The 14,643-nt window shown below is 63.2% G+C and carries 17 protein-coding genes; 1 reads left to right on the top strand and 16 read right to left on the bottom strand.

Going from position 1 to position 14,643, the window contains the following annotated elements; genetic code table 11:
* Nucleotides 1-126 precede the first annotated feature (126 nt).
* Entirely contained in the window at nucleotides 127-330 is a 204-nt protein-coding gene (locus E9229_RS12625) for a cold-shock protein (RefSeq protein WP_183511663.1), read from the top strand.
* A 98-nt stretch (nucleotides 331-428) separates the two neighbouring features.
* On the opposite strand, the gene E9229_RS12620 is transcribed toward E9229_RS12625, so the two are convergent.
* From E9229_RS12620 to prfA, 16 genes are all read right to left on the bottom strand, one after another.
* Nucleotides 429-845 (bottom strand): DUF2550 domain-containing protein, encoded by a 417-nt coding sequence (locus tag E9229_RS12620; RefSeq protein ID WP_183511662.1) that lies wholly within the window; start codon nucleotides 843-845, stop codon nucleotides 429-431.
* A 22-nt stretch (nucleotides 846-867) separates the two neighbouring features.
* Nucleotides 868-1,152, bottom strand: a complete 285-nt coding sequence (locus tag E9229_RS12615; protein WP_183511661.1) for a F0F1 ATP synthase subunit epsilon — start codon at nucleotides 1,150-1,152, stop codon at nucleotides 868-870.
* Nucleotides 1,153-1,154: 2 nt separating this feature from the next.
* A complete protein-coding gene (gene atpD / locus E9229_RS12610) occupies nucleotides 1,155-2,612 on the bottom strand; it encodes a F0F1 ATP synthase subunit beta (protein ID WP_183511660.1) in 1,458 nt (485 codons plus the stop codon).
* A gap of 52 nt (nucleotides 2,613-2,664) precedes the next feature.
* Nucleotides 2,665-3,558: a F0F1 ATP synthase subunit gamma gene (locus tag E9229_RS12605; protein ID WP_183511658.1), complete on the bottom strand. Its 894-nt coding sequence runs from the start codon at nucleotides 3,556-3,558 to the stop codon at nucleotides 2,665-2,667.
* Nucleotides 3,559-3,627: 69 nt separating this feature from the next.
* On the bottom strand, nucleotides 3,628-5,265 hold the full coding sequence (gene atpA, locus E9229_RS12600) for a F0F1 ATP synthase subunit alpha (protein ID WP_183511657.1): 1,638 nt from the start codon (nucleotides 5,263-5,265) through the stop codon (nucleotides 3,628-3,630).
* 117 nt (nucleotides 5,266-5,382) lie between these two features.
* Nucleotides 5,383-6,195: a F0F1 ATP synthase subunit delta gene (locus E9229_RS12595; protein ID WP_183511656.1), complete on the bottom strand. Its 813-nt coding sequence runs from the start codon at nucleotides 6,193-6,195 to the stop codon at nucleotides 5,383-5,385.
* Nucleotides 6,195-6,749 (bottom strand): F0F1 ATP synthase subunit B, encoded by a 555-nt coding sequence (locus tag E9229_RS12590; protein ID WP_183511655.1) that lies wholly within the window; start codon nucleotides 6,747-6,749, stop codon nucleotides 6,195-6,197. Before E9229_RS12590 ends, E9229_RS12595 begins: the two co-directional genes overlap by 1 nt.
* A gap of 63 nt (nucleotides 6,750-6,812) precedes the next feature.
* Nucleotides 6,813-7,028, bottom strand: a complete 216-nt coding sequence (locus E9229_RS12585; protein ID WP_183511654.1) for an ATP synthase F0 subunit C — start codon at nucleotides 7,026-7,028, stop codon at nucleotides 6,813-6,815.
* A 92-nt stretch (nucleotides 7,029-7,120) separates the two neighbouring features.
* On the bottom strand, nucleotides 7,121-7,927 hold the full coding sequence (atpB, locus tag E9229_RS12580; protein WP_183511653.1) for a F0F1 ATP synthase subunit A: 807 nt from the start codon (nucleotides 7,925-7,927) through the stop codon (nucleotides 7,121-7,123).
* An 88-nt stretch (nucleotides 7,928-8,015) separates the two neighbouring features.
* Complete coding sequence (locus tag E9229_RS12575; protein ID WP_183511652.1) at nucleotides 8,016-8,246, bottom strand: AtpZ/AtpI family protein; 231 nt, start codon at nucleotides 8,244-8,246, stop codon at nucleotides 8,016-8,018.
* Nucleotides 8,239-8,730 carry a hypothetical protein gene (locus tag E9229_RS12570; RefSeq protein WP_183511651.1) on the bottom strand — a complete coding sequence of 164 codons (492 nt, stop codon included), beginning with the start codon at nucleotides 8,728-8,730 and terminating at the stop codon, nucleotides 8,239-8,241. Before E9229_RS12570 ends, E9229_RS12575 begins: the two co-directional genes overlap by 8 nt.
* A 141-nt stretch (nucleotides 8,731-8,871) precedes the next feature.
* A complete protein-coding gene (locus E9229_RS12565; RefSeq protein ID WP_183511650.1) occupies nucleotides 8,872-9,903 on the bottom strand; it encodes an MraY family glycosyltransferase in 1,032 nt (343 codons plus the stop codon).
* The gene (locus E9229_RS12560) at nucleotides 9,900-11,786 is read right to left on the bottom strand and encodes a polysaccharide biosynthesis protein (protein ID WP_312855681.1); all 1,887 of its coding nucleotides are present in this window, start codon (nucleotides 11,784-11,786) and stop codon (nucleotides 9,900-9,902) included. The genes E9229_RS12565 and E9229_RS12560 overlap by 4 nt, the downstream gene beginning before the upstream one ends.
* Before the next feature lie 157 nt (nucleotides 11,787-11,943).
* Nucleotides 11,944-12,636 (bottom strand): L-threonylcarbamoyladenylate synthase, encoded by a 693-nt coding sequence (locus E9229_RS12555; RefSeq protein WP_183511648.1) that lies wholly within the window; start codon nucleotides 12,634-12,636, stop codon nucleotides 11,944-11,946.
* Between the two features lie 21 nt (nucleotides 12,637-12,657).
* Nucleotides 12,658-13,509: a peptide chain release factor N(5)-glutamine methyltransferase gene (gene prmC / locus E9229_RS12550; RefSeq protein ID WP_183511647.1), complete on the bottom strand. Its 852-nt coding sequence runs from the start codon at nucleotides 13,507-13,509 to the stop codon at nucleotides 12,658-12,660.
* Nucleotides 13,510-13,524: 15 nt separating this feature from the next.
* Entirely contained in the window at nucleotides 13,525-14,607 is a 1,083-nt protein-coding gene (gene prfA, locus E9229_RS12545) for a peptide chain release factor 1 (protein WP_183511646.1), read from the bottom strand.
* Nucleotides 14,608-14,643 lie beyond the last annotated feature (36 nt).

Below are 14,643 nucleotides of genomic sequence, written 5' to 3'. Positions count from 1 at the left end.
TACCTGCAAAGCTGGTTGCAGGTGCGGATCTCGGCCTTTCGCAAGAAAGCGGCATCCCGCTCGGCACCACCACGGCCGGCACACGGTGTGCCGGCCGTTCAGTTACACAGCAATGAGGAGAAATACATGGCTCAGGGAACCGTGAAGTGGTTTAACGCCGAAAAGGGCTTCGGCTTTATCACTCCGGATGGTGCCGAAGGGGACGTTTTCGTCCACTACTCGGAAATCCAGACCAATGGCTTCCGCACCCTGGAAGAAAACCAGCGTGTCGAGTTTGAGATCGGCGAAGGCGCCAAAGGGCCCCAGGCCACCGGCGTCGTCGGTCTCTGAGACACCCCGAGCGTTGTTTGATGGTCCCTAGGGCCCCAAATGGCAAAAGGAAGGGCCCGTACCTCACGGTACGGGCCCTTCCTTTATGCTTTCGAACCTCAGCGCCAGACTCCGATGCCGACTGCGGGGCCAGCCTCGACCCAGGCGCTCAGACCGTTATAGGCTCCGTAGTCCATTGCCACGAGCACCGACTGCCCCTCGTACTCCATCTTCACGATGACGCAGCCGGGCTGCACCTTGCCGTGTTCCGCCTCCTCCGGCTTGCGCCAACCCTGTAGTTCAACCGAACTACGGACAAAACGCCGGACCGGAATCGGGGAAACGGAAAAGAGGCGCAGGAAGGCCAGCTCTCCCTCGCCATAACGACAAACCCCCATCGTCCAGCGCCCGGGGACGGTGGAGATGGAGGCGTCGAAGGTGCCGAGGGTGCGCCGCAGTTGAAAACGGCGCACCCCCATGGCACCCAGCATCATCAGGACCAGCAGCAGGGCCGCGGCCAAGATGAGAAGTGGCATGCCGGCATCTTTCAAGGCAGGACTATCGGGTTCCTGCCGAGGCCGAACCGGCCAGCTGCGCATTGTCTGCGACGATGACCACGCGGTCCTGGTCCACGGAGAAGAATCCCCCGTCGACCTCGGCCGTGAAGCGCGCGCCGCTCACGGGCACGATCTCCAGCTCGCCGGCGGCCAATACGGCCAGAAGCGGGCTGTGGCCCGGCAGTACGCCGATCTCGCCGTTGGACGTGCGTGCCTTGACCAAGGTCGCCGCTCCCGACCACACGAAGTGGTCGGCCGCGACGATTTCGACTTCGAGTTCAGCCATGGCTACTTGGTCTGTTCCTGGATCTTGGCCCACTGGCGCTCGACGTCGTCAAGACCGCCGATGTTGAAGAACGCCTGCTCCGCAATGTGGTCCAAGTCGCCGTCGCAGATGGCCGTGAAGCCTTCGATGGTGTCGCGGATGGAAACCGTCGAACCCTCGACACCGGTGAACTGCTTGGCAGTGTAGGTGTTCTGGGACAGGAACTGCTGGATGCGGCGTGCACGCGACACGACGATCTTGTCCTCTTCGGACAGTTCGTCGACACCGAGGATCGCGATGATGTCCTGCAGTTCCTTGTTCTTCTGAAGGATCTGCTTGACGCGCACGGCGGTGTTGTAGTGGTCGTTACCGACGTACTGCGGGTCAAGGATTCGCGACGTGGAGGTCAGCGGATCAATGGCCGGGTACAGGCCACGGGAGGCGATTTCACGGGAAAGTTCCGTGGTCGCATCCAAGTGGGCGAAGGTAGCTGCCGGGGCCGGGTCGGTGTAGTCGTCAGCGGGCACGTAAACGGCCTGCATCGACGTGATCGAGTGGCCCTTGGTCGAGGTGATGCGCTCCTGAAGGAGTCCCATCTCATCGGCCAGGTTCGGCTGGTAGCCCACGGCCGAAGGCATGCGGCCCAGAAGGGTCGACACCTCGGAACCGGCCTGGGTGAAGCGGAAGATGTTGTCAACGAAGAGCAGCACGTCCTGGTTCTGCACATCGCGGAAGTACTCCGCCATGGTCAGGGCCGAGAGTGCAACGCGCAGACGCGTTCCCGGCGGCTCATCCATCTGGCCGAATACAAGGGCGGTGTCCTTCAGAACGCCTGCCTCTTCCATTTCAACCCAGAGGTCGTTGCCTTCACGGGTACGCTCGCCAACACCGGCGAATACCGAGGTACCGCCGAAGTTACGTGCAACACGGGTGATCATTTCCTGGATCAGCACGGTCTTGCCGACGCCGGCGCCGCCGAACAGGCCGATCTTTCCACCCTTGATGTAGGGGGTCAGAAGGTCAATCGACTTGATGCCGGTTTCCAGCATTTCGGTCGAGCCCTCAAGCGCTGCGAATGCAGGGGGCTTGCGGTGGATGGGCCAGCGCTCGGTAACGGTGAGTTCCGAGGCCGGAACGTCCAGGGGCTCGCCCAGTACGTTGAAGATGTGTCCCTTGACGCCGTCGCCAACAGGCACGGTGATCGGGGCGCCGAGGTCCTGCACGATGGAACCGCGGACAAGGCCGTCGGTAGCCTGCAGGGCGATGGCGCGAATGACGCCGTCACCCAGGTGCTGGGAGGTCTCGAAGGTGATGGTAGTGGTCCGACCGTTGAGAGTAATCTCGGTGGTCAGAGCGTTGTAAATGGCGGGGAGGCCGTCGGCGGGGAATTCGACGTCGACAACCGGGCCGATAACGCGCGCGATGCGGCCGGTGGCTCCGGCCTTCGCTGCGGTACCCTGCTCGTTGAGTTGGGCAGTCATCTCTCTCACTTCACTTGTGTAGATGGCATGGGGGTAAGTATGGATCGGGCTGCTAAGAAGCGTTGAGCGCGTCGGCGCCCGCAACGATCTCGGAAAGCTCCTGGGTAACTTCGGCCTGACGGGCGTTATTACGAAGACGCGTGTACTTCTTGATCAGGTCGCTGGCGTTGTCGCCGGCGGCCTTCATGGCACGCTGGCGCGCGGCGAGCTCGGAAGCGGCCGCCTGCAGCATGGCATTGAAGATACGTGACTCGATGTACCGCGGAAGCAGGGCATCCAAGACCTGCTCAGGTTCCGGCTCGTATTCGTACAGCGGCAACAGGTCGGCTGAGGATTCGACTTCTTCCTCAACTACTTCCAGCGGCAGCAAACGAATGACTGTCGGTTCCTGAACGACCATCGACTTGAACTGGGTGTATACGACGTGGATTTCCTCCACGCCACCCTCTTCAAACTCGGTGGCGAAATCCTCGAGGAGGGCTTCGCGAAGTTCATGTGCCGTTTTGAATTCCGGGGCGTCGGTTCCACCGGTCCACACCTTCGCGTAATCGCGACCGCGGAAGTCGAAGTACGCCTGGGCCTTGCGGCCGACCAGATAGGTCTTGACGTCCTTGCCTTCTCCACGAAGCAATTCGATGAGGTGCTCTGCCTGCTTCAAGACGCTGGCGGAGTAGGACCCGGCAAGTCCGCGGTCCGAAGTCATCACCAAGACTGCCGCGCGACGGATTTGCTCCGGCTCGGTAGTCAGTGGGTGGTCGACCTCGGCCTGGGACGCGACGGCGGTAACAGCACGGGTGATCGCATTGGAATACGGCAACGATGCCGAGACACGTGCACGTGCCTTTCCAATACGGGAAGTAGCGATCAGTTCCATCGCCTTGAAGATCTTTTGCATCGACGACGTCGAAGCGATCTTCTGGCGGTAGACCCGGATCTGGGCTCCCATGTTTGTCCTTTCCTTATCCCTGACTAGGTTGCCGGCCGCGTACGGCCGGCAACCCGGTCATGGAAGATGTCAGCGCTTTTGCTTGACGATCTTTTCCTGGTCTACGGCCGATTCGGCCAGGGCATCGAATTCTTCGTGTCCGGCGGCGACCAGCAGGTCGTCGCCCTCGTTGAAGAATCCGGCCTTGAAGTCGATGATGTTCGACTTCAGGGCTGCGACCGTATCGTCCTCGAGCTTGTTGGTCTGTGCCAACGTGGTCAGGACCTGAGTGCGGTGACGCAGGTGGTCCAGGAACTCGGTTTCGAAGCGGCGAACGTCTTCAACCGGAACATCGTCCAGGAAGCCGTTGGTGCCCATCCAGATGGAGACAACCTGCTCTTCAACCGGGAACGGTGCGTACTGTCCCTGCTTGAGGAGTTCCATCAGGCGTGCGCCACGGGTCAGCTGCTGCTTGGAAGCGGCGTCCAGGTCCGAGGCAAACATGGCAAATGCCTGCATGTCGCGGTACTGGGCCAGTTCCAGCTTCAACGTACCGGAGACCTTCTTCATCGACTTCACCTGTGCGGCACCGCCAACGCGGGACACCGACACGCCGACGTCCACGGCGGGACGCTGGTTGGCGTTGAAGAGGTCCGACTGCAGGAAGATCTGCCCATCGGTGATGGAGATGACGTTGGTCGGGATGAAGGCCGAGACGTCGTTTGCCTTGGTTTCGATGATCGGAAGACCGGTCATCGAACCCGCACCCAGTGCGTCGGAGAGCTTGGCACAACGCTCGAGCAGACGGGAGTGCAAGTAGAACACGTCACCCGGGTAGGCTTCGCGTCCCGGTGGACGACGCAGCAGCAGCGATACGGCGCGGTACGCTTCAGCCTGCTTGGACAGGTCGTCAAACACGATCAGAACGTGCTTGCCGCCGTACATCCAGTGCTGGCCAATGGCCGAGCCGGCATACGGTGCCAGGTACTTGAAGCCAGCCGGGTCGGATGCCGGGGACGCCACGATGGTGGTGTATTCCAGCGCGCCGTGGTCTTCAAGGGTCTGACGAACAGCGGCGATCGTCGATGCCTTCTGGCCGATGGCCACGTAGACACAACGAACCTGCTTGGTCGTGTCGCCCGAAGCCCAGTTGGCCTTCTGGTTGATGATGGCGTCGACGGCCAGGGCCGTCTTGCCGGTCTGGCGGTCACCAATGATCAGCTGACGCTGGCCACGGCCGATCGGGATCATGGCGTCAATAGCCTTCATACCGGTCTGCAGCGGTTCGTGAACCGACTTGCGCTCGGTGACACCCGGGGCCTGAAGCTCGAGGGCACGACGGCCTTCGGACTCGATCGGTCCCAGGTCATCGATCGGCTCACCGAGCGGATCGACGACGCGGCCGAGGAACTTGTCTCCAACGGGAACGGAGAGGATCTCTCCGGTGCGCTGGACTTCCTGGCCTTCGGCGATGCCGGTGAAGTCGCCCAGGACGACAACGCCGATTTCGCGGGTATCAAGGTTCTGGGCAAGGCCCAGGGTGCCGTCTTCGAAACGAAGAAGCTCGTTTGCCATGACGGAGGGAAGGCCCTCCACCTTGGCGATGCCGTCACTTGCCGTGGTCACGCGGCCAACCTCGACGCGCTCAGCATTGCCCGGTTCATAGGACGCCGCGAACTCATTCAAGGCATTGCGGACGTCGTCGGCGTTGATGGTCAATTCGGCCATCTGCAGTCCCTGCTCTCCTAAGTTGTGATTACCTTCTTGGTGTTCCAAGGATCGGTAACCGATGTTTGATTCAGTCTGTGGTGGACTGGCTGGCAGGCAGACCCGTAAAGGGTCTACCTAGCCTGCCAACCGGCGGCGGAGTTCCGCAAGGCGGGTGGCCGCGGTTGCGTCAACAACCTCGTCACCAACCACTACGCGGATTCCGCCAACTAATGTCGGGTCGACGTTGACATTGAGCTTCAATTCGCGACCATAGAGGTTGTTCAGGCCTGCCTGCAGACGGCTGAGCTGCTCTTCGGTCAGGTCACGGGTGACGCTGACTTCGGCAATCCACCGTTGCTGCCGTCGGGCAACCAATTCCACGAAACGCTGCACCAGTGCCGCCGGCTTGAGCCCACGAGGGGCAACCACGGCCTGGCGGATCAGCAGCTGCGCAGCAGCGCTGGCACCCGGAACAAGCTTGAGCGCCAGGGCGCTCTTTGCCTCTACCGTTGCCTGCGCGTCATCGAGCGCACGCTGCAGATCATGACTGGACCCAACAACACGGATGAACTGGAACAGCTCTCCTTCGAGGCCATCCAATCCGGCAGTGCCGCTGCCCTGTTCGGCAACGGCGATAGCCGTGGTTGCCGCCAGGGTTTCCAGCGCATCTCCAATGTCACGTGCCGAGCTCCAGCGTGACGAGACAAGACCGGCGAACAGGTCCTTGGCATCCGCCGAGACCTTTCCGTCCAGCAGGCGGGAAACAAGTCCGGCCTTTTCATTGTTCTCGCGGGCCGGATCAGTCAGGGCGCGGCGCAAGCCGGCATTGCTGTCCAGGATATCCAGGACGCCGAAGAGGTCCTCGGCCAATGCGAGGGACGCGGTTGCAAGCTTGGGTTCCAGCGACTTCAGTGCCGCGGCCAGTGACTCGCTCGATACACCTGCCATTAGTTCGATGCACCTGCGTTCTGCTGAGTTTCCAGGTCGGCAAGGAAGCGGTCGACAACCCGAGCTGAACGCTCGTCGTCATTGAGTGCTTCCCCAACGATCTTGCTTGCCAGGGAGGTAGCCAGCGTGCCGACTTCATTGCGCAGCGAGGCAACAGCGGCAACGCGCTCTGCTTCGATCTGCGTGTGGGCCTGCTCGGTGATCCGTGCGGATTCCGATGCTGCCTTCTCCTTGAGGTCCGCAAGGATGGCTGCGCCTTCGTTGCGTGCTTCCTCGCGGATGCCGTTGGCTTCGGTGCGTGCCTCGAGCAGCTGGGCCTTGTACTGGGCCAGAAGTTCGTTGGCTTCGTTCTGCGCGGCCTCGGCCTTTTCCAGGCCGCCTTCAATGGCGGCCACGCGGTCCTGGTAGGACTTCTCGAAGGCCGGTGCGATGAACTTAGTCACCACGTAGACCAAAACGATGAATCCAACTGCGGTGACGAGCACTTCCCACCAGTTCGGCAGCAGCGGGTTGGCCGCCTCTCCGGCAGCGAGGATCATATCTGAGCTGATCATTTCTCACTCATCCTTATCTGAATGTGTCCGACAGGTACGGCCCCCGAAAGGACCGCGACTGCACTAGGCCCCGATGACGAAGGCGAAGACCAGGCCCAGGATGGCCAGGGCTTCGGCAAGAGCGAAGCCAAGCAGGGCGATGGGCTGCAGGATGCGGGCAGCTTCCGGCTGGCGGGCAACGCCGTTGATGTAAGCAGCGAAGATCATGCCTACGCCGATGGCCGAGCCGATTGCAGCCAGGCCGTAGCCGATCATGTTGAGCGAACCGTGGAGTACCATTTCGTTCCTTTCAAGATACCGGCACTTTACCGGCAGGTTGTGAGGTCATTCCCGATGACGGGAAAACTTAGGGGGTGTGACGCGTGCTGATGTTAGTGCGCGTCGGCATCCAGGGCACCCTGGATGTAGATGGCGGTCAGCAGGGTGAAGACGAAGGCCTGCAGGACCATGATGAGAAGTTCCAAGAAGTACATGGCAACCGAGCCGACGATCACCAGCACGCCGGTGGCGTTGAGCAGGAATGAATCCTGCACAACGATCAGGTACCTCGCGCCGGATGCTGCAAGCATCACGATCATGTGGCCGGCAAGCATCGTCGCCATCAAACGCAACGAGTGCGTCAGCGGGCGGACGATGAAGTTGGAGATGACTTCCAGCGGCACCATCAGCGGCATGATCCAGCCCGGGACGCCGCTAGGGACGACGGCCAGCTTGAAGTAGCGCAGCCCGTGGTTCTTGATACCCACGGCGATCCACGTCACATAGATGATGATGGCGATCGCATAGGCGCTGCCCGCGTGTGAGAACGACGGCAGCTGCAGGAACGGGATGGCACCGAAGATGTTGTTCAGCAGGACGAAGAAGAAGGTCGCGAACAGCAGGGGCACCCACGGTGCGAAGTTCTTTTCGCCCACGATGTCGCGGCCGATGGAGTTTCGCACGAAGCCGTAGCAGAATTCAGCGAAGTACTGAACCTTGCCGGGAACCAGCTTCGGGTTGCGGATGGCAATCTTGAAGAAGACGGTGATCAGGATGATCGACAGGATGATCATGATCATCTGCTTGCCGAAGCCTGTTCCGTATTCGGCCATCCAAGGGAACACCTCGGGGAGGTGGGTGTCGGAAATTGTCGGCGGGACGTATTGGTCAGTGGCCGTCGGAAGCGCAAACGCGGTCAACGCGCTGTCCTCTCTGCAGGTTCGGTCATGGGGCAGTTATGGCGGCTCGTCGCTAGACGTCCACCAGGTGAAGTTCTCGTGGTTTTATTCATTGATGCGGGGCTTCATCCGGGCGGCGGTGCCTCTGGTGAAACCGTGCGAGGTAATATCCGCCGACCACACCCAGAAGGGCGCCAGCAATCACAATCCCACGGGTATGCAACAAATGATCCAGAGCCAACCCTATCAAACCCCACGCGATGATTCCGCCAATAATGTAGGTCAGGAAGTCATGTCCACGACGCTTTACCGGCTCCGGGGAGTCCTGTGGTTTATCCATGGTCTGGCTCCCCCGCTTTCAGCGTGGTCGCCGACGCGGCCTCGGAGTCGAAGACCGGCATCCGGGCCTTGGAGAAGGCTCGGATTTCACCGGCCTGCCACAGCACCACAGCACCCAGTGCACTCCAGAGGAACCATGGCTGGTCGACCCATCCGGGCAGGCCAATGGCCAGCAGGGTGAACCCCACGGCAAAGACCTTCACCATGTAGGTGATTATGAAGGCACCCAGTGCCGCACCGGGACTGATCCGGCCAACCACCTCGGCTATCAGCAGGCTGATCCCGAAGAAGACGATGACCAGCAGGGCCGCGAGGCCGACGCTGGCTGCCGCGAACGGGCCGGCGACAAACAAGGCCGCCAGTGCAGCCGCCGCGCAAGCGGCAACGGTCCAGGATAGACAGGTTTTAAGGATCCCGAGCCACGGTCCAGCAGGGGCGTCGGAGGCGGCAATTGCGCCGGAGGCCTCCGCACGTCTGCGGCTCATATTCATGGGAATCCCGTCTAATGGATCATCTGCGGCAACGCCGCGGATGGCCCTGATGTGGTGTTTGGGGTGGTGGCACACCTCGTAAGGAGCACCCTTGGATTCTACACGAGATAGAACTGTGACGTGGACCCGGGGTACCTATTTGCGAGACGGCGCCAGACGTGCAAAGAACTCCGGAGAGCGCAGGTAGGCGTACACCACAACGAGGCACAGGCTGCTGGCGACCACCTGAATCAGACCGCCTTCGCTAGCGGCAATCACGCCCAGCGCACTGACGAGCACCGTAGCGGTCGATACCACCGCCGTAGCCCGCAGGTGGCTCATGGGAGCATCGGTCAGCCTCTGGTATGCGTGTTGGCGGTGAGCCAGGTAGACCGGCTCCCCCGACTTCAGCCGGCGCAGGAATGTGACGAAGGTATCAGCCAGGTAAATTAACACTGGCGAAAAGACGTATTCTGCCGGCACTCCCGAGAGGAAAGCAGTCATGGCAGTCACCGAAATCGAGGCACCCAACAGGTAACTTCCCACGTCACCGAGGAAAACGTTGTCCGGCCCCAGGTTCCAGGGAAGGAAACCGGCGAAAGCGAGCCCGATGGCAACACCGGCATAGATCAGCCAGTTGTGGCCGGTCAGGTAACCGGCATAGGCATAGAATCCCCCGATGATCAGGCCCTGGAACCCGGAGATTCCGTTTAGCCCGTCCATGAAGTTGGCTACGTTGACGAAGGCTGCTACCGCCACGGCGCCAGCGGGGATCCACCAGAGCTGGTTTCCTGCAGTGTCAGCCAAGGCGACGGCCCCCGTGGCGATGGCACCGATGCCCAGCTGCAGACCCGCGCGGACCTTGATGCCCAGGCCACGGATGTCCTCGACCCAGCCTACGGCGGCAGCCGCTGCGCAGGAGAGCAGGATGACCATCAGCAGGGTGGCCCCAGGAGCTCCCTGACCGCTGCCCTGGGGCATGAACAGCGCAACTACCAGGGCGCCGATGAGGGCCACCGCGGTGGTGATGCCCATTCCGCGAATCGTCGGACGCTGGTGCGATGAGCGGGCGTTGGGCACGTCGATCACGCCGGCGCGCAGGAGCAGCGGACGCGCAGCGAGCGGCAGGGCCAGGGCCAGGGCCAGGGCCACTGCCCCGACGGCAACGGCCGGCGAGGGGCCGATCATGCCCCGGCCGCCACGTCGCCGTCGGAATCGTCGATGCTCGGGTTCGATTCCCCAGCTTCCTCCCTGCAGCGCCGCAGCCACAGTTCGAAGTCCAGGGCCTCCGGGCTCAACGAGCGGGCGCGGGTGTGGGAGATCTTCGGGTGGAGGTCGATATCCTTCTTCTCATCGTCGCCGACCAGCTGCTCGTGCAGCTTCTCCGAGGGACGCAGTCCGGTGAACGTGATCTCGATCTTGCGGCCGGACATCTGGATCATCCGCTTCGCCACATCAAGGATGCGCACCGGTTCGCCCATGTCCAGGATCAACACGTCTCCCCCGTCGCCGATGGCGCCCGCCTGGATCACCAGCTGGCAGGCCTCGGGAATGGTCATGAAGAAGCGGGTGACATCGGGGTGCGTGACAGTCACGGGCCCGCCCTTGTTGATCTGGTCGGTGAACAGCGGCAGCATCGAGCCGCGGGAGCCGATCACGTTTCCGAACCGCACCGATACATAGGCCCGAGCGGTGGCCTCGGCCATCCAGGCGGTCAGCTTTTCCGCGGCGCGCTTGGAGTGGCCCAGCGCCGTGGTGGGGCTGGCTGCCTTGTCCGTGGACACGTTCACGAACGTTTCGACGTCGACCGAGCGGGCCGCATTGAGCACATTCAACGATCCGAGCACGTTGGTCTGCCAGGCCTCGGAGGGGTACTGCTGCAGCAGCGGGGCGTGCTTCAGCGCCGCGGCGTGGAAGACGACCTCGGGGCGGCGCTGTTCGAAGATGCGCAGCAGTGATTCGCTGTCGCGGATGTCGGCCAGGACTGTGGTCTCGTCGTTGAGCAGGCCGTGTCCGAAGATGGAGAACTGGGTGTGCTGCAGGCCCGATTCATCGCGGTCGAGCATGATCAGCTCGGCCGGGTCGAACCCATGCAGCTGGCGGCAGAGCTCGGAGCCGATGGATCCGCCGGCACCCGTGACCAGCACGCGCTTGCCGGTGATGTAGCCGGCGATCTGTTCGACGTGGATGTCCACCGGGCGGCGCCCGATCAGGTCCTCGACGTCGATCTCGCGGAAATCGGTGAGCCCGCCGCGATGGTTGTCGTTTTCCGAGTTCACCGTCAGCATTTCCTGCAGCGGCGGCAGGATCAGCACCTTGACCCCGAGCCCGGAGACCGAGTCGGAGATCCGGCGGACCTGCTCGGCATCGACATCGGCCATGGCCAGCACGATCACGGTGGCCTTGGTGCGCTTGATCAGTTCAGGCAGCTCGTCGCCGCGGCCGATGACCGGGACCGAACTCAGCCGCAAGTGCTTCTTGGACTGGTCGTCATCGACGAGCCCGACGGGCACGTACGGGGACACCGGATCCTGCACCATGCGGGTGACCAGCGAGTTGCCCAGGAAACCGGCGCCGTAGATCAGCGTCTTCTGGGCCTCGTCGCCGAAGACCGGCTTTCCCTCGACATACAGCCGCTTGGCATAGCGCACGGCTGCCATGAACAGCGCGGCGAACGGGAAGGCGATGGCGCTGATCGAGCGCGCCACGTGCAGCTCGTTGATGAAGATGAAGGAGACGCAGAAAACCACTGCCGAAACGATGACGGTGGCCACTATCAGTACCCGGGCCTCCTGGATGCTGCCGAAGGAGTAGGCCCCCCGGTAGAGCGAGAGCATCCATCCGGCGATCAGCTGGGTCGCTATGGCCACGAGGATCAGCACCGTCAGGCCGGGGGCGTTGATCAGCCGCACATCGAGTTCATAGCGAAGCAGGACGGCGAGAAGCAGCGCCACGGCCCATGCGAAGGAATCGAGGATCGCCTGCGACCAGAGCCAGATGGCGGGCTTCTTCTCCGACGTCTGGGCAGGGGCCTTGGCCCCTGATTCAGTGGAACGTGTTGAGTTATTCACCGTGTCGTTAAATCCATTTTCTGCCCGGTCCACCCTGTGGGCCGCCATCTGCGGCACATCAAGTCAACAGTCTGTTGGTTTGGGGCTGTTAGTAGGGCGGAAGCTATTTACGATAGTAGTGGCGCGGGGGACCGATCCGGATCGGCCGCACCCCGGGCTAGGAGGCGGCTTCGCCGGCAGCCGATCCGTCGGCATCGAGCATGCCGGGGACGATCGAGCGCAGCGCGTCGATGCCGATGCCACCGGCCCGGACCACGCGCGGGGGTTCACTGGTGTAGTCGACGATGGTCGAGGACAACGGCTCGCCCGTGACCGGGCGCACCCCGTCCTCCAGATACACCTCGACCGATTCGGCGAGCTGCTCGAAGGCCTCTTGCGCGGTAGTGGCCGCCGGGTGTCCGGTGCGGTTGGCCGAGGAGACAGCTAGCGGACCGGTCTTGTCCAACAGTTCAAGGGCCAGCTCGTCGTCCGGCACGCGCAGCGCTACGGTGCCCATCGTTTCGCCCAGGTCCCAGGTCAGCGACGGCTGCGAATGGACGATCAGGGTCAGCGCGCCGGGCCAAAAGGCATCGGCCAGGTCCTGCGCGCCGGCGGGAACGTCGAGCGCCAGCCCCGCCATGGTGGCGGCCGAGCCGATCAGCACCGGCGGTGGCATGGTGCGGCCGCGCCCCTTGGCGGCCAGCAGCGTTGCCACTGCCTGCGGCGAGAAGGCGTCGGCGCCGATTCCGTACACGGTGTCCGTGGGAAGGACGATGCAGTGCTGCGCGATGATGGCCGCGGCGGCGGCCGCCAGCCCCGCTTCGCGGCCGTCCGGGTCTTGGGTATTAATGCGTGAAGTCACGATTTCCATTCTTCCATGGACCGGACGCCGTTACCGGCGGATGCCGGAGGTTGCGCGGTCCGACCCGTTCAGGTCGATGTGGGTGGTGACCGAATCCCAGTCGCCGGTGCCCGCCAGCAGGGCGGCCATCGCCGGGGCCTGGACCTCGGCGTGCTCCATGATGAAGAACCCCCCGGGCTTCAGCAGCCGGGCCGCGCTGCGTTCGGCGGCCCTGGGCAGCACCATCCCGTCCTCGCCTCCCCCGTACAGGGCCATCTGCGGATCGTGGTCGCGGACCTCGGGTTCACGCGGTACGGCATTGGCCGGAATGTACGGAGGGTTCGAGGCGATGACGTCGAATCTCCCGTCGTACTCCCCCAGCGCCGTGGCCAGGTCGCCCTGGATGAGCTTGACGCCCAGCGGTTCGAGGTTTGCCCGAGCATAGGGAAGCGCCTCGTCGGAGAGTTCGACCGCGAAGACCTCTGCCCCGGGCACCTCGAAGGCGATCGAGCCGGCGATGGCACCGGAACCGGTACCCAGGTCCGCGACGCGGGCGTGTTCGAGCAGCTTCGCCTGGTCGATCGCCCATTGGGCCACCGATTCGGTCTCCGGGCGTGGAATGAAAACGCCGGGGCCCACCGCCAGTTCGATATACCGGAAGTAGGCCACGCCGGTCAGGTGCTGTAGCGGGACGCGTTGCGCCCGCCGCTCGACCAGACCAGCCAAGCCCTCCGGGGCCGGGGCCCCGCCGAGGGCCATTGCCGCCACCTCGCCGCGGGAGGCCCCCAGCAGATGGGCGGCCAGAAGCTCGGCGTCCACCCGCGGGGTGGGCACGCCGGCGGCGGCCAGTTGCGCCGTGGCGGCGCGCAACGCATCGCCCAGTTCCTGCTGCTCAAGCTGCATCGGTGCCGGTGTCCCCTACTTCTGGTTGTCGGCCAGTGCATCGAGGCGGGACTGTTCGTCCATCTCGATGCACGACTGGATCAGCGGTTCCAGTTCGCCGTTCATCACGTGGTCAAGGTTGTAGGCCTTGTAGCCGGTGCGGTGATCCGCAATGCGGTTTTCCGGGTAGTTGTAGGTGCGGATCCGCTCGGAGCGGTCCATCGTGCGCACCTGCGACTTGCGAATGTCGGAGTTCTCCGCATCGATGATCGCCTGCTGGTGAGCCAGCAGCCGCGAACGCAGCACGCGCATGCCGGCCTCGCGGTTCTGCAGCTGCGACTTTTCGTTCTGCATGGCCACCACGATGCCCGTGGGGATGTGGGTGATGCGCACGGCGGAGTCGGTGGTGTTCACTGACTGGCCACCGGGGCCCGAGGAACGGTAGACGTCGATCTTCAGGTCGTTCTGGTGGATGTCGACCTCTTCTGGTTCGTCGACCTCGGGCAGTACCAGCACGCCGGCGGCCGAGGTGTGGATGCGGCCCTGGGATTCGGTCATCGGCACGCGCTGGACACGATGCACCCCACCCTCGAACTTCAGGTGTGCGTAGACGCCCTGGGCCGGGTCGTTCGACTTGCCCTTGATGGCCATCTGGGCATCCTTGTAGCCGCCCAGATCCGACTCGTTGAAGGAGATCAGCTCCGTTTTCCAGCCCTTGCTCTCCGCGTAGCGGGTGTACATGCGCAGCAGGTCCGCGGCAAACAAGGCGGCCTCGTCGCCGCCCTCACCGCCCTTGACCTCGAGGATGACATCGCGTGCGTCGTTGGGGTCGCGCGGGATCAGCAGGCGACGCAGCTTTTCCTCCAGCACGGGCAGCTGCTCTTCGAGTTCGACGACCTCCTCGGCGAAGTCCGGGTCCTCGGCCGCCATTTCGCGGGCGGCCTCAAGGTCTTCGTCCATCTGCTTCCAGCGCTTGTGCGCCTCGACGATGCCGTTGAGCTGGGCGCTTCGGCGTCCCAGTTTCCGGGCAAGGGCCTGGTCCTGGTAGACGGCGGGGTCCGAGAGCTGGGCCTGGAGGGCGGCATGCTCCTCGAGCAGGCCCTTGACGGATTCAAACATGTTTTTCCCACTTCTTTCGCTGCGGCTAGGTTCCCA

Source organism: Paeniglutamicibacter cryotolerans, from assembly GCF_014190875.1.
GTDB classification, from domain to species: domain Bacteria; phylum Actinomycetota; class Actinomycetes; order Actinomycetales; family Micrococcaceae; genus Paeniglutamicibacter; species Paeniglutamicibacter cryotolerans.
The sequence above is the reverse complement of the archived record's forward strand: the minus strand, read 5'-3'. Positions and strand labels throughout refer to the sequence as shown.